The sequence below is a fragment of the Micromonospora echinofusca genome (assembly GCF_017614955.1).
Taxonomy (GTDB): Bacteria; Actinomycetota; Actinomycetes; order Mycobacteriales; family Micromonosporaceae; genus Micromonospora; species Micromonospora echinofusca_A.
In genome coordinates, this window is the sequence record NZ_WVUH01000196.1 from 1 (window position 1) to 13,743 (window position 13,743).

12 protein-coding genes are annotated in these 13,743 nt (G+C 72.3%); 7 read left to right on the forward strand and 5 right to left on the reverse strand.

All coding sequences use genetic code 11. The features are described from left to right. Positions 1–298: hypothetical protein (locus GSF22_RS20875; protein WP_208815417.1), on the forward strand; the 298-nt coding region annotated here is incomplete at its 5' end. Here the strand turns inward: GSF22_RS20875 and GSF22_RS20880 are convergent. The 5 genes from GSF22_RS20880 to mce form a co-directional block, all read right to left on the reverse strand. Beyond that, positions 299–2,131, reverse strand: coding sequence for a hypothetical protein (locus GSF22_RS20880; protein ID WP_208815418.1), 1,833 nt, complete (start codon positions 2,129–2,131; stop codon positions 299–301). It lies immediately after the preceding gene. A gap of 215 nt (positions 2,132–2,346) precedes the next feature. Then, complete coding sequence (locus GSF22_RS20885) at positions 2,347–3,618, reverse strand: cell division protein DivIVA (protein WP_208815419.1); 1,272 nt, start codon at positions 3,616–3,618, stop codon at positions 2,347–2,349. Between the two features lie 296 nt (positions 3,619–3,914). Then, positions 3,915–5,270 (reverse strand): crotonyl-CoA carboxylase/reductase, encoded by a 1,356-nt coding sequence (gene ccrA, locus GSF22_RS20890; protein ID WP_307804181.1) that lies wholly within the window; start codon positions 5,268–5,270, stop codon positions 3,915–3,917. Between the two features lie 332 nt (positions 5,271–5,602). Further along, the gene (locus tag GSF22_RS20895; RefSeq protein WP_208815420.1) at positions 5,603–6,577 is read right to left on the reverse strand and encodes a TIGR03621 family F420-dependent LLM class oxidoreductase; all 975 of its coding nucleotides are present in this window, start codon (positions 6,575–6,577) and stop codon (positions 5,603–5,605) included. Between the two features lie 163 nt (positions 6,578–6,740). Beyond that, positions 6,741–7,211: a methylmalonyl-CoA epimerase gene (gene mce, locus GSF22_RS20900; RefSeq protein WP_208815421.1), complete on the reverse strand. Its 471-nt coding sequence runs from the start codon at positions 7,209–7,211 to the stop codon at positions 6,741–6,743. A gap of 62 nt (positions 7,212–7,273) precedes the next feature. On the opposite strand from mce, the gene GSF22_RS20905 reads away from it, so the two are divergent. The 6 genes from GSF22_RS20905 to GSF22_RS20930 all read left to right on the forward strand — a co-directional run. Then, positions 7,274–8,473, forward strand: a complete 1,200-nt coding sequence (locus GSF22_RS20905; RefSeq protein WP_208815422.1) for an acetyl-CoA C-acetyltransferase — start codon at positions 7,274–7,276, stop codon at positions 8,471–8,473. A gap of 59 nt (positions 8,474–8,532) precedes the next feature. Next, positions 8,533–9,555, forward strand: a complete 1,023-nt coding sequence (gene meaB / locus GSF22_RS20910; RefSeq protein WP_208815423.1) for a methylmalonyl Co-A mutase-associated GTPase MeaB — start codon at positions 8,533–8,535, stop codon at positions 9,553–9,555. 182 nt (positions 9,556–9,737) lie between these two features. Beyond that, a complete protein-coding gene (locus GSF22_RS20915) occupies positions 9,738–10,151 on the forward strand; it encodes an Asp23/Gls24 family envelope stress response protein (RefSeq protein WP_208815424.1) in 414 nt (137 codons plus the stop codon). Between the two features lie 96 nt (positions 10,152–10,247). Then, positions 10,248–11,936: an acyl-CoA mutase large subunit family protein gene (locus GSF22_RS20920; RefSeq protein ID WP_208815425.1), complete on the forward strand. Its 1,689-nt coding sequence runs from the start codon at positions 10,248–10,250 to the stop codon at positions 11,934–11,936. A 337-nt stretch (positions 11,937–12,273) separates the two neighbouring features. After that, complete coding sequence (locus GSF22_RS20925) at positions 12,274–13,191, forward strand: tetratricopeptide repeat protein (protein ID WP_208815426.1); 918 nt, start codon at positions 12,274–12,276, stop codon at positions 13,189–13,191. Between the two features lie 98 nt (positions 13,192–13,289). After that, positions 13,290–13,743 (forward strand): arginase family protein (locus GSF22_RS20930; RefSeq protein ID WP_208815427.1); only part of this gene is annotated, 454 nt, incomplete at its 3' end.

The window sequence follows — 13,743 nt, forward strand, 5'->3', positions numbered from 1 at the left end:
GTCATGGGTCTCTCCCTGGAACTGCGGGCGGGAAGGATCGGCGATCGATCCGTCGGTCCCCGCCTCGGTCCGCCGGATGCGCCGGCCCGGCCACCTCCCCGGCCTGGTGGGCCGGTGGCTGCGGGGTCGCCATCTTCTGGTGGAAATCCTACAAGTGCCCATAGATAACGTTACGGGTGTTGATCTGACGCATTACGGACACATGCGGATGTGTCCATTCTTCGGGGCGACGACTGCGGCCCCCGGCGAATGCCGGGGGCCGCGGGAACTGCTGCTCGTCGCCGACTGCGTCTGCTGACTACTCCGACTCGACAGCGACCTTCTTCGGTTTGCTGCTCCGCTCGTCGCTCGTCGGCTTGGTCGGCTTCTTGCCGGTGTCACCGGTACTGGTGATCCTGGTCGGGACCGGCTTGCGGCCACCCGTACCCGGCACGGCGGCCACCGTCGGCTCGCCCCCCTCCAGCCCGGCGGGTTCACCTGCGGTCACCGGCTCCGCGACGGGCCGGGTCGCCGGCCGGTCCGTCCCGGCCGGCTGCCCGTCACCCTCCGGTCGGTCGGCTCCGCCGGTGGACCCGGCCGGGTCGGCCGCAGCAGGCGACCCGGTGGCGCCGGCTCCCACGGTGGCCGGGTCGACCGGCGCAGACGACTCGGTGGCGCCGGCTTCCACGGTGGCCGGGCCGGCCGGAGCAGCCGGAGTGGCGACCGCCGCAGCCTCGGCGGCGGCGAGCTCACGGCGTGCCGCCGCCAGTGCCCGCTGGACCTCGTCGGACTCCTGCCGGGACGTCCAGGTCTCCTGCCGGAGGTCCGCGAGCTGCTGCTGGGCCTGGGCGATCTGCAACATCACCTCGGCCAGCTGCTGCCGGCTGGCTGCCGCCTCCTGCTGGGTGGCGGCGAGATGCTGCTGGGTGGTGGCCAGGTGCTGCTGCGCCGCCGCCGCGTACTCCTCGAACTGGCGCTTCGAAGCCGCGACATGCTCGTCGGCCTGCCGCCGCAGCTCGGCGGCATCCTGCTCGGCCTGCCTGCGCAGCTCCACCGCGGCCTTTTCGGCGTCGGCGCGCACCCGGGCGGCCTCCTCCTCGGCACTGCGCCGCAGCTGCGCCGCCTCCTGCTCGATCCGGTGCCGCTCGTCGGCGGTCTGCTGCTCCAGCTCGGCCCGCTGTCGGGCCAGCTCCTGCTCGGCTGCGGTGCGCTGCTCGGTCAGCTCCCGCTCCACGGCGTTACGCCGTTCGGTGATCTCCTTCTCCACGCCGTCCCGCCAGGAGCCCAGCTCCTGCTGGGTCTGCGCGCGGGCCTGCTGCACGTACGCCTCGGTCTCGGTGCGCATCCGCTGGACGAACGCCTCGGTCTCGGTCCGGGTCCGCCTGGCCGCGTCGGAGGCCTGCTCGGTGATCCGCTTCGCCTCCTGGACCGCCTTGGCGTGGGCGGCCTCGCCGGCCTCCCGTAGCCGGGTGACCTCCTGCTGAGCCTTGGTGTGCGCGGTCCGGGCCGCCTCGGCGAGCTGTTTCGCCTCCTGCTGGGCCTTGGCGTGCGCCGCCTCACCGGCCTCCCGCAGTCGGGTGGCCTCCTCCAGCGCCTTGGTCCGGGCGGCTTCGCCCGCCTCGCGCAGCCGGGACGCCTCGTCGGCGGCGGCGGCCACGGTCGCCTCGGCCTCCGCCCGTCGGGCGGCGCTGAACTTCTCCTCCTCGGCGCGCCGCGCGGCCAGCGCCAGCTCGAAGTCGCGCAACGCCTTGGCGGCCTGCTCCCGGGCCTCGTCGACGATGTGTTCGGCGGCGGCCCGGCGCGCCTCGATCTCCTCGTGCGCCGCAGCCTGGATCGCCTCGGCCTGCTCCTCGGCGAGGGTCAGGATCTGCTCGACCCGGGGGCCGAGATGGCGGAAGGACGCCCGGTCCTTCACCCCCGCCTGACGGCGCAGGTTGGCCAGGTCGCGTTGCAGCACCTCGACCTGCCCGGCCAGCTTGTGGATCTGTGTGTACGCCTGCTCGCGCTCCGCCGCCAACGTGGCGATCTCGTGCTCCGCCCGAGCGACGTACCGGTCCACCTGCCGTTTCTCGTACCCCCGCAGAGCAGACTCGAAGCTGGGCTCCGTGCTCACTTCTCCACCGAGGGCGAACAGTTCCTCGCCGTGCGACATGTCCCCATCCTCACACGCATCCGGTACTTGTGCGGCAATACGGAAGGCGCTGATGGGACCATACTCACCATCAGGACAGATCGCTAACGGCCGGCCAGTCGCGGACGGTATAGCCGGATACGAGGCAGGGCCGCCCCGGTGTCCCGGTGCGGCCCCGCGCCCTCGTCACTACCTGCCCCGTCGACCCTGGTCGGGTCGGATCCGTCGATGCCCGGTCAGCTCGACGCGTCGGCGCCGACCCGGTCCCCCGAACCGTCGCCCTCGGCCTTCTTCGCCTCCGGCTTCGCGGCAGCAGCCGGCGCCGCACTGGGCACGCCCGGGACGATCCCGGCCAGCCCGGAGAGCATCTGACCGAGCTGCGAGGTGACCGCGTCCTTCTGGCGGGTCAGGTCCTCGACCTCGCGCCGGGCGGCGTTGGTGGTCAGCTCGGCCTCGGTACGCGCCTCGTTGAGCAGACGCTGCGACTCCGCCTTCGCCTCGGTGAGGGTCTTCTCGGCGAGGGCCTTGGCCTTCTCGACGGTCTCGGCGGCGTTGCGCTCGGACTCCACCCGACGGGCCTCGGCGCGCTGCTCGATCTCCTTGGCACGCTCCTGCGCCGCGCGGGCCCGCTGCTCGGCCTCACCGACCAGCTTCTGCGTCTGGGCCACCTGGGCGGCGTGCCGCTCGGACTCCTCGCGCTCGGCCTTCTCCCGCCGCTCGGCGAGCTGCAACTCCAACGCCTGGAGGTCCTTGTCGCGCTTGTCCCGCGCGTCGGTGAGCAGCTTCGTCGCCTCGGCGCGCTTCTCCTCGGCCTCCCGGGCCGCCTTGGCGCGCTGCTGGGTGATCTCCCGCTCGGCGGTGGCCCGCAGGGTGGCGACCTCCCGCTCCACGGTCGACTTCAACTCGGCGACCTCGTGCGCGGTGACCGTGCGGAGCTGCTTCGTCTCCCGCTCGGCGTCGGCCCGGAGGGTGTCCGCCTCACGGCGGGCCTGCACCCGTACCTCGGCGGCCTCCCGCTCGGCGGCGGTCCGCACCGAGCCGGCCTCCCGCTCGGCGGTCGCCTTCATCGCCGCCGCCTCGGCGCGGGCCTTGTCGGTGATCTCGCGGGCCTCCAGCCGGGCGGCGGAGAGGATGCCCTCGGACTCGCGCTTGGCCTCGTTGCGGTGGTCGTTGGCCTGCTCCTCGGCCAACCGCAGGATCTGCTCGACCCGGGTGCCCAGCCCGGAGAGGGTGGGCCGGTTGTTCTCTTCGAGCTGCTTGTTGGTGTCGGCGAGCTTCTGCTCCACCGCGGCGAGCCGCTGCTCGGCCTGCCGGAGCCGGCGCTGCGCGTCGTTCATCCGCTGCTCAGCCTCGGCGCGGGCCTGCTCGGACTGGGTGAGCGCGGCGGTCAGCCGGCCGAGGTGACTGTTGACCTGCTCGCGGTCGTAGCCGCGCAGGGCGACGGTGAAGTCCGGCTGCGTGTTCGCGTTATCGAAGAACGCAAGAGGGGAGGACTGCTGCTGGGGCATTGGCACATACTTGCAGACACACCGGGGTGCTTCGCAAGAGCGGTGCGTGGCTTTCGGGTCCTCATTACATGGTCAACTCCCGGCCTGCCGGCAGTCTACCCGGACCGCGATCTTGGCAGCTCCGACCCGCCGACGGAACCGGCCGGACCAGGTACGGAAAAGGGGCCACGGGGGTGGCCCGTGGCCCCTTTTCCGGGTACGTCACCCGGGCCGGAATTGCCCATGATTCTTCCCGCGCAAAGACCATTGCCGGGACGGCGGAATGGCCCCGGCAGACGGTGATCGGGTGGCCGGCGTCACCGTCCCCGGAACCGGTTGATCGCGCTCTCGTGCCGGGCCCGCAGCTGGAGATCACGTACCCCCAGACCGTCGGCGGGCGCCAGGCAGCGCACCCCCACCTTGCCCTGGTGGGCGTTGCGGTGCACCTCGTAGGCGGCCTGGCCGGTCTGCTCCAGCGGGTAGGTGCGGGAGACGGTCGGGTGGACCCGGCCCAGGGCCACCAGCCGGTTGGCCTCCCACGCCTCCCGGTAGTTGGCGAAGTGGCTGCCGATGATCCGCTTCAGGTGCATCCAGAGGTAGCGGTTGTCGTACTGGTGCAGGTAGCCGCTGGTGGACGCGCAGGTCACGATGGTGCCGCCGCGCTTGGCGACGTAGACGCTGGCACCGAAGGTCTCCCGCCCCGGGTGCTCGAAGACGATGTCCGGGTCCTCGCCGCCGGTCAGCTCCCGGATCCGCTCACCGAAGCGGCGCCACTCGTCCGGGTTCTGGGTCTCCTCGTCCGACCAGAACCGGAAACCCTCCGCCGCCCGGTCGATCACCAACTCGGCGCCCATCCGCCGGCACAGTTCCGCCTTGTCCGGGGAGGAGACCACGCAGACCGGGATGGCCCCACCGTTCAGCGCCATCTGGGTGGCGTAGCTGCCCAGCCCACCGGAGGCCCCCCAGATCAGGACCACGTCACCCTGCTTCATGTTCGCCCCGTGATGCGAGACGAGCTGCCGGTACGCGGTGGAGTTGACCAGTCCGGGGCTCGCCGCCTCCTCCCAGCTCAGGTGACGCGGCTTCGGCATGAGCTGGTTGGCCTTGACCACGGCCAGCTCGGCCAGGCCACCGAAGTTGGTCTCGAACCCCCAGATCCGCTGCTGCGGGTCGAGCATGGTGTCGTCGTGTCCGGCCGCGTCCTCCAGCTCCACCGAGAGGCAGTGCGCCACCACCTCGTCCCCGGCCTGCCAGCGGGTCACCCCGGCACCCACCCGCAGCACCACGCCGGCCGCGTCCGAGCCGACCACGTGGTACGGCAGGTCGTGCCGCCGGGCCAGCTCCGAGATCCGCCCGTACCGCTGGAGGAACTTGAAGGTCGACAACGGTTCGAAGATGCTCGTCCAGACGGTGTTGTAGTTGATCGCGCTGGCCATCACCGCGACCAGCGCCTCACCGGGGCCGAGCTCCGGGGTGGGTACCTCCGCCAGGTGCAGGGACCGGCGGGGATCGCGGTCCCGGGGGGCCACGCCGTCGAACATGGCGGTGTCCTCGGCCCGGACCACCATCCCCCGGTACGTCCGGGGAACCGGCAACCCGGCGATGCGGGCGAGTTCCCGAGCGGGGTCGGTGGACCCCTCCGCCCCCATGATCGCGTCAAGGATGTCCTGCACGGTGACCTCCCGTTCCTGGGCGCCAGAGGCGGGCCGGCCCGCACCCGGGTGGCGCTGGCTGCCCGTCATCGTGGAGTGCCCACCGGCCGACCACCATGTCGGCGGCCGACACAACCGTGCCGGCCGGGCACCCCGTGGAGGCGGACGTTACTGAACGGTAGTTAGGGCGTGGAACCCCTCTGTGAAAAACTGCATCGACCGGTGCGTGAAGGTGTCCGCGCAGCTCACCTCCCGGACCCGTTCACGCTCGCCCCGGTGTAAGGAAGGGCCCCCTGTTAACGCTTTCGGTAGAGGAAGGGCCCCTTGTTAACACCTTCTGCCGGCGCGCCACCTCACCGGCCGGCGAGCCGGGCCACGATCGGCGCGGCGGCGTCGACGTTCCCGCCCAGGTGCAGGTAGCTCACGCCGTACCGGTCGCGTAGTGCGCGCAGTTTGGCCACGCACTCCTCGACGTCCCCGTGCAGGACGCAGGGCGAGGCGGCCAGCGCCGACGGGGGGAGTTTCGCGGCGAGACTGGACGAGGCGCGGTGCTCGACCCCGTCCTGGCGGACCCGTACGTCGTACATCCGCAGTTGGAACTCCAGCCGGTCGGGGTCGCGGCCGGCGGCCCGCGCGGCGTCGCGGGCCCAGGTCAGTTTCTGCGCCAGGCGCTCGGGGCCGAGTTCGGCGAGCGCGGTACCCGGGTCGACGCCGGCCCCGAGGCGCGGGTTGACGCCGACGATGTCCGCGCTCCGCCCGGCCAGTTCCAGGACCCGCCGGCCGCCGCCCCCGACCAGCAGCGGTGGGCCGCCGGGGCGGAGCGGTTTCGGTAGGCCGTCCAGGTCGGTGAGGTGGTAGTGGCGGCCGGTGAACGTCACGGGCGCCGGCCCGAAGAGGCCACGCAGCACCTCCACCGTCTCGCCGAGCCGTTCGATCCGGGTACCGGGAGGATCGAACGGCAGCCCGGCGGCGTCGTGGTCGGCGCGTTGCCAACCGGCACCGAGGCCGACCTCCAGCCGGCCGCCGGAGAGGACCTCCAGGTTGGCCAGGGAGCGGTGCAGCGTGACCGGGTGCCGGAAGTCGTTGCAGAGCACCAGGGTCAGTAGCCGCAGCCGGGAGGTCACCTCGGCGGCGACGGTCAGGGCGATCAGCGGGTCGATCGCCCAGCCGCCGGTCAGGTGGTCCGAGACGGAGACCGAGTCGAACCCGAGCTGCTCGATCCGGCGGACCTCGGCGCGCCACTGGGACGGCGGCCGGTCCAGGGGCGGCAGCGACGTGGTGAACCGGAACGGACGTGGCCGGCCGGCGGCGGGGGACCCGATCGACACCCGGCGACTGTACGCATCAGTGCCCGAACCGTGACGCACCGTGGTCGGATCTCCGACAGGGGTACCCGCTCACCCGTCACCGGTCGTCGGGCCTGCTGCCGACCGACGGGGGTGTTAGGAAGGGGCCCTTCCTATACCGAAACCGTTAACAGGGGGCCCTTCCTTACCCCTGGGCGGGTTCGACCAACTCGACGAGGACCCCACCGGCGTCCTTCGGGTGCACGAAGTTGATCCGGGAGTTCGCGGTACCCCGTTTCGGGGTCTCGTAGAGCAGCCGCATGCCCCGCTCCCGTAGCGCCGCGCACGCCGCGTCGACGTCCTCGACGGTGTACGCCACCTGCTGCACCCCCGGCCCGTTGCGGTCGAGGAACTTCGCGATGGTCGACCCGGGGTCCAGCGGGGCGAGCAGTTGCAGGCAGCCACCCTCGGCGGTGGGCCCGACGGTCAGCATCGCCTCCCGGACACCCTGCTCGGCGTTGGTCTCGGTGTGCACGCAGCGCATCCCGAACACCCGCTGGTAGAACTCGATGGCGGCATCCAGGTCGGCGACGGCGATCCCGACGTGGTCGATGCGGCGCAGTCCGATGCCTGTGACATAGTCGGCAGCGGACTCTGCGGGGGAGTTGTCAGCCATGGCGTTAGTCTGACCGAACAATCGTTAAGGCGTACGGTCGGCACCCCCTCGGAGGCAGGTACATGGCTTCGGTGATCGTCAGCGGCGCACGGACCCCGATGGGGCGCCTGCTGGGCAACCTCAAGGACCTCCCGGCGACCAAGCTCGGTGGGGTGGCGATCGCCGCCGCCCTGGAGCGGGCCGGTGTCGCACCGGACCAGGTGCAGTATGTGATCATGGGCCAGGTGCTCCAGGCCGGGGCCGGGCAGATCCCGGCCCGTCAGGCGGCGGTCGAGGCCGGTATCCCGATGTCCGTGCCGGCGTTGACCATCAACAAGGTCTGCCTCTCCGGTCTGGACGCGATCGCCCTGGCCGACCAGCTCATCCGGGCCGGCGAGTTCGACATCGTGGTGGCCGGTGGCATGGAGTCGATGACCAATGCCCCGCACCTGCTGCTCGGTCAGCGGGCCGGCTACAAGTACGGCGACGTGGTGATCAAGGACCACATGGCGCTGGACGGGCTCACCGACGCGTGGGACTGCTGCTCGATGGGCGAGTCCACCGAGCGGCACGGCGCCACCCTGGGGATCACCCGCGAGGACCAGGACGTCTTCGCGGCGACCAGCCACCAGCGGGCCGCCGCCGCGCAGAAGAACGGCGCGTTCGCCGACGAGATCACCCCGGTGGTCATCCCGCAGCGCAAGGGTGACCCGCTGGTCATCGCGGAGGACGAGGGCATCCGGCCGGACACCACGCCGGAGTCGCTGGCCCGGCTGCGTCCGGCGTTCGCCAAGGACGGGACGATCACCGCCGGCACCTCCTCGCCGATCTCCGACGGCGCCGCCGCCGTCGTGGTGATGAGCAAGGCCAAGGCCAAGGAGCTGGGCCTGACCTGGCTGGCCGAGATCGGTGCGCACGGCAACGTGGCCGGGCCGGACAACTCGCTGCACTCGCAGCCGGCCAACGCCATCCAGCACGCCCTGCGCAAGGGTGGACTGAGCATCTCCGACCTCGACCTGATCGAGATCAACGAGGCGTTCGCCCAGGTCGGCATCCAGTCCACCCGCGATCTGGGGGTCAGCCCGGAGATCGTGAACGTCAACGGTGGGGCGATCGCGCTCGGCCACCCGATCGGCATGTCCGGTGCCCGGCTGGTCCTCAGCCTGGCCTTCGAGCTGAAGCGGCGCGGCGGTGGCACCGGCGCGGCGGCGCTCTGCGGCGGCGGCGGCCAGGGTGACGCCCTGATCATCCACGTTCCGGGCGGCGGCGAAGGCGAGCAGTGAACGAGGTCGGCACGGGCGCGTCGGGGGACCGGCGCGCCCCGGACACGGCAGCACCCGGTATGGCAGCAGTCCCGGACACGGCAGCACCCGGCGGGGCGGCACCGGACCCGGCGACGGTCCCGGTGCGGCGCAGTCGGGACGTACCGATGTTGGTGGAGCGGGCCCGCGCGGGTGACCCCCGCGCGGTGGCCCGGTTGATCACCCTGGTCGAGTCGGGTGACCCGATCCTGCCGGAGGTGGCGGCGGCGCTCGCCCCGTACACCGGCCGGGCGCAGGTGGTCGGGCTGACCGGCTCGCCCGGGGTGGGCAAGTCCACCACCACCAACGAGCTGGTCCGGGCGCTGCGGGCGCGCGGGCACCGGGTCGGCGTGCTGGCGGTCGACCCGTCCAGCCCGTTCACCGGCGGGGCGATCCTCGGCGACCGGGTACGCATGCAGGACCACGCCACCGACCCGGGGGTCTACATCCGGTCCATGTCCAGCCGGGGGCACCTCGGCGGGTTGGCCGCAGCGACCCCGCAGGCGGTCCGGGTGCTGGAGGGCGCCGGCTGTGACGTCGTCCTCGTGGAGACCGTCGGGGTGGGTCAGGCCGAGGTGGAGGTCGCCTCGTTGGCCGACACCACGCTGGTGCTGCTCGCTCCGGGGATGGGGGACGCGATCCAGGCGGTCAAGGCCGGCATCCTGGAGATCGCCGACATCTTCGTGGTCAACAAGGCCGACCGGGACGGCGTCGACGCCACCGTACGGGACATCCAGGGCATGATCGCGCTCGGCGAGCGTGGCCCGGGGCAGTGGCGCCCGCAGGTGGTCCGGGCCATCGCCGCGCGGAGCGAGGGGATCGACGACATCGCCGCCGCGATCGACAAGCACCGGGGTTGGCTGGCCGAGCACGGCGAGCTGCGGCGCCGCCGGGAGGCGCGGGCCGCCGCCGAGGTGGAGGCGATCGCGCTCGGTGAGCTGCGCAGCCGGATCGGCTCGCTGCGCGACGGTACGGAGCTGCCGGCGCTCGCCGCCCGGGTGGCCGAGGGGACCCTCGACCCGTACGCGGCGGCCCGGGAACTGCTGTCCCAGCTCGGCTCCTGACGACAGCGGTCCCCGTCGGCGCCGGGGCACCCGGTCGACGTCACGGCACCCGTCGATGTCCCCGGCGCCCCGGCGTCGATGTCCACGGCGCCCCGGCGCGGTGCCGGTACCGCTAGCCTCGTGATCGACGCAGTGGCGGTGCGGCCGACCGGCGGCACCGTCGGGACGGTGGGAGGCGGGAGATGAGCGACGAGGTGACGCAGGAGATGTCGGTCACGCCGGACGCGGTGGCCGGTGGGGCGACCCTGGTCTCCGACGAGGTGGTCGAGAAGGTGGCCGTGCTGGCCGCCCGGTCGGTACCCGGGGTCGCCGACCTCGGTGGCGACGTGGCCCGGTTCTTCAACGCGGTACTGGACCGGGTCGGGTTGGACCGGGTGGGCGACGCCCGGCGAGGCGTGTCCGCGCACGTCACCGGCGCCTCGGCGGTGATCAACCTGGTTCTGGTGATCGAGGCGGGCCGGTCGGTACCCGAGGTGACCGGCGCGGTCCGGGTCCGGGTCACCGAGGCGGTCGAGGCGTACGGGCTGCGGGTCGACGAGATCAACATCCGGGTCGACGACGTGGCGCTCGGCGACCCGACCGTACCGTCGACCTGACCAGCGGTTACCGGCCGGTACGACATTCCTTAGCGATCGTTCAGGGTGGCCTCTAGACTCGACAGGCAGACGAGGACCCGAGGAGGAGCCCCCCGGATGAACGCCGACGAGATCGCTGCCGGCCGGGCGCGCTGGCAGGCCCGGTACGATGCCGCGCGCAAGCGGGAAGCCGACTTCACCACGCTGTCGGGGATGACGGTCGACCCGGTCTACGGGCCACCGGAGGGGGTGGCCTACCCGGGGTTCGACCGGATCGGCTGGCCGGGTGAGTACCCGTACACCCGGGGCCTGCACCCGACCGGCTACCGGGGACGGACTTGGACGATCCGGCAGTTCGCCGGATTCGGCAACGCCCAGCAGACCAACGAGCGCTACAAGATGATCCTCGGTGCCGGTGGTGGCGGGCTCTCCGTCGCCTTCGACATGCCGACCCTGATGGGTCGGGACTCCGACGACCCGCAGGCGCTCGGCGAGGTCGGGCACTGCGGGGTGGCGATCGACTCCGCCGCCGACATGGAGGTGCTCTTCGACGGTATCGACCTGGCCGGGGTGACCACCTCGATGACCATCTCCGGTCCGGCCGTGCCGGTGTTCTGCATGTACCTGGTCGCCGCCGAACGGCAGGGCGCCGACCTGTCCACCCTCGACGGCACGTTGCAGACCGACATCTTCAAGGAGTACATCGCCCAGAAGGAGTGGCTCTTCGACCCCGAGCCGCACCTGCGCCTGATCGGCGACCTGATGGAGTACTGCGCCGCCGAGATCCCGCGCTACAAGCCGCTGTCGGTCTCCGGGTACCACATCCGGGAGGCCGGTGCGACCGCCGCCCAGGAGTTGGCGTACACCCTGGCCGACGGGTTCGGCTACGTCGAGCTGGGCCTGTCCCGGGGCCTCGACGTGAACGTCTTCGCCCCGGGTCTGAGTTTCTTCTTCGACTCGCACGTGGACTTCTTCGAGGAGATCGCCAAGTTCCGGGCCGCCCGGCGGATCTGGGCCCGCTGGCTGAAGGAGGTCTACGGCGCGACCAGCGAGAAGGCGCTCTGGCTGCGGTTCCACACCCAGACCGCCGGGGTCTCGCTGACCGCCCAGCAGCCGGTCAACAACGTGGTCCGGACCGCCGTGGAGGCGCTCGCGGCGGTGCTCGGCGGGACCAACTCGCTGCACACCAACGCCCTCGACGAGACGCTCGCCCTGCCCACCGACGAGTCCGCCGAGATCGCCCTGCGTACCCAGCAGGTGCTGATGGAGGAGACCGGGGTGACCAACGTGGCCGACCCGCTGGGCGGCTCGTGGTACGTCGAGGCGCTCACCGACAAGATCGAGGCCGAGGCGGAGGAGATCTTCGCCCGGATCCGGCAGCTCGGCGGAGAGGGTCCGCACCAGATCGGTCCGATGACCTCGGGCATCCTGCGGGGTATCGAGGACGGCTGGTTCACCGGCCACATCGCCGAGTCCGCCTTCGTCTACCAGCAGGCGCTGGAGAAGGGCGACAAGAAGATCGTCGGGGTCAACTGCCACACCGGCACGGTCGCCAAGGACCTGGAGATCCTGCGCATCTCGCACGAGGTGGAACTGGAGCAGCGCCGGATGCTCGCCGAACGCAAGACCGCCCGCGACGAGGCCGCCGTGCAGGCCGCCGTCACGCGGATGGTCGAGGTGAGCCGGACCGAGGGGAACATGATCCCGGCGATGCTCGACGCGGTGCGCGCCGAGGCCACCCTCGGCGAGATCTGCAACGCACTGCGCGCCGAATGGGGCGTCTACCGCGAGCCCGCCCGCTTCTGAGCAGTAAGGAAGGGCCCCTTCTTAACGCTTTCGGTATAGGAAGGGGCCCCGCTCAACACTGCACCCGGTCCGGGCGCTACCCGGTCGGGTGGCCGCACCGGTCGGGTGGCCGCACCGGTCGGGCGGCCGCACCGGTCGGGCGGCCGCCGCGCCGGCCGGTCCGCTGTGTCCGGGTACCGGTCCGCCGCGCCGGCCGGTCCGCTGTGTCCGGGTACCGGTCCGCCGCGCCGGCCGGTCCGCTGTGTCCGGGTACCGGCTCCGAGCAGCCGCGAGAGTCACATTTGTGGCCGCCACGGTTGGTCTGCGTTGGGCGTCGCGCGTGCGAGACTAGACAACCATGAGCGACCCACGGATCACCCCGTCGATCTTCACCCGCGGCGCGGTAGACCTCGGCGCGCTGCGTAGCGCGGCACCGACCCCCGCCCGACCCGCCACCGGCGCTCCCGCCGGTACACCTGTCACCGGTGCGCCGGGCGGCGGCGGAGCGGCCACCGTGATCGACGTCACCGAGGCGACATTCCAGGCCGAGGTGCTCGAACGCTCGCTGACCACACCGGTCGTGGTCGACTTCTGGGCGGAGTGGTGCCAGCCCTGCAAGCAGCTCTCCCCGGTCCTGGAGCGGCTCGCCGTCGAGGGCGGCGGCGCCTGGGTCCTTGCCAAGATCGACGTGGACGCCAACCCGCGTCTCGCGCAGATGTTCCGCGTGCAGGGCATCCCGATGGTCTACGCGGTGGTCGGCGGTCAGCCGGTCGACGCCTTCTCCGGCGTGGTGCCCGAGGCGCAGCTCCGCCAGTGGCTCGACGCCGTACTCAAGGCCGGCGGGGTCGAGGTCAGCACGCCCGAGGATCCCCGGATGGCCGAGGCGGACGACGCCCTGATGGTCGGTGACCTGGACGCCGCCGAGCAGGCGTACCGGAAGATCCTCGCCGAGTCGCCGGCGGACAAGGCGGCCGAGGCCGGCCTCGCGCACGTCGGACTGGCCCGGCGGGTCAGCGGAGCCGAGCCCGGCGCCGCGCTGGCCGCCGCCGAGGCGAACCCGGACGACGTCGACGCGCAGCTGCTCGCCGCGGACATCGAGGTGCTCAGTGGGCAGGCCGAGCAGGCGTACACCCGGCTGGTCGCCGTGGTCCGACGGACCGCTGGTGACGACCGGGAGCGGACCCGGCAGCACCTCGTCTCGCTGTTCACGATCGCCGGCCCGGACGATCCGGCGGTGGCCGGTGCCCGGCGGGCACTCGCCAGCGCGCTCTTCTGAACGGCGGCGACCCTGACCCCGCCGGCGTAGTGACCTTGACCTAGACGACTGTGCGGGCCGGCCCGGCCGGCCCGCCCGGACCACGAGGACGGGAGCCCATGACGCGCCGGATCGCCGTCCTCGACGCACCGACCAACCTCGGCCTGCGGCCACCGACTCTCACCTCGGTTCCGGGCTGCGCGAAGGCACCGGGGGCCCTGCGCGACCATGACCTGCTCGCCCGGCTCGGGGCCCGGGACGCCGGGTGCCTGACTCCGCCCCGGTACGACCCGGGGGACTGGCGCCCCGGCGACGGGGTCTGCCACGCCCGGGAGATCGCCGCGTACTCGACGGCGCTGGCCGAGCGGATCGGCGGGATCATCGACCGGGGGGAGTTCCCCCTGGTGCTCGGTGGGGACTGCTCGGTGCTGCTCGGGTCGGCGCTGGCCATGCACCGGCTCGGCGAGGTGGTGGGCGGGCGGATCGGGCTGGTCTTCGTCGACGGGCACTCCGACTTCCGGCACCCGGGGAACGCGTCGTACGTGGGAGCTGCGGCGGGGGAGGACCTGGCCC

Bases quoted from the DNA above. Each gene is read 5' to 3' on its own strand.
- GSF22_RS20880 (WP_208815418.1), bottom strand. From the start codon at position 2,131: ATGTCGCACGGCGAGGAACTGTTCGCCCTCGGTGGAGAAGTGAGCACG.
- GSF22_RS20885 (WP_208815419.1), bottom strand. From the start codon at position 3,618: ATGCCCCAGCAGCAGTCCTCCCCTCTTGCGTTCTTCGATAACGCGAAC.
- mce (WP_208815421.1), bottom strand. From the start codon at position 7,211: ATGGCTGACAACTCCCCCGCAGAGTCCGCTGCCGACTATGTCACAGGC.
- GSF22_RS20905 (WP_208815422.1), top strand. From the start codon at position 7,274: ATGGCTTCGGTGATCGTCAGCGGCGCACGGACCCCGATGGGGCGCCTG.
- meaB (WP_208815423.1), top strand. From the start codon at position 8,533: ATGGCAGCAGTCCCGGACACGGCAGCACCCGGCGGGGCGGCACCGGAC.
- GSF22_RS20915 (WP_208815424.1), top strand. From the start codon at position 9,738: ATGAGCGACGAGGTGACGCAGGAGATGTCGGTCACGCCGGACGCGGTG.
- GSF22_RS20920 (WP_208815425.1), top strand. From the start codon at position 10,248: ATGAACGCCGACGAGATCGCTGCCGGCCGGGCGCGCTGGCAGGCCCGG.
- GSF22_RS20925 (WP_208815426.1), top strand. From the start codon at position 12,274: ATGAGCGACCCACGGATCACCCCGTCGATCTTCACCCGCGGCGCGGTA.